The organism is Paraburkholderia sp. JHI2823 (assembly GCF_038900695.1).
Taxonomy (GTDB): Bacteria; Pseudomonadota; Gammaproteobacteria; order Burkholderiales; family Burkholderiaceae; genus Paraburkholderia; species Paraburkholderia mimosarum.
Genome location: NZ_JAYMRY010000221.1, coordinates 1 through 480 on the forward strand (window position 1 = coordinate 1; position 480 = coordinate 480).

Genomic DNA, 480 nt, shown 5'->3' on the forward strand with positions numbered 1-480 from the left:
GCGTCGGCAACCGACACCGGACGGTCGCAGTTCGCTTCCATCCAGCGCGCGGCCGCGCGGATTTTTTCCGCCACGCTCAGCGTGCCGCCCTCGGCCGGCAGCGGAACCCACGTCGCAGCCATGCCAGGCATCACGCGTTCGGCGACGCTGCGCGCCAGTTCTGCGCCAAGATCGCGCTTGATGAACATGAGCGCGCTGCGGGCGCCGTCATTGCGATCGTTGGACGCGCTGAGGATAGCGTCCGCCCCGCCGCGGCCGTAGCGGCCGATTTGCAGCGCCTCGGGGTCGCCCGGATTGGCCGCCTCCAGCACGAGCCGCCCTTCGCCGATGGTTTCGATCGCACGAGTGCGTGCCTGCACCGAGCGCAGCCAGCCGAGCAGGCGCTGGTCGCGGGCCGCCTCATGCGCGCCATGACCGCCGGCAATGAAAAGGACGTCGAAGCCCGTTCCATAGCGCGTGTCGATACGATCGGTCCAGATG

General features: G+C 69.4%; 1 pseudogene. It reads right to left on the reverse strand.

Annotation, left to right across the window (positions count from 1 at the left end):
• Window positions 1–480: pseudogene (locus VSR34_RS38385) on the reverse strand (AraC family transcriptional regulator); the annotation flags it as partial.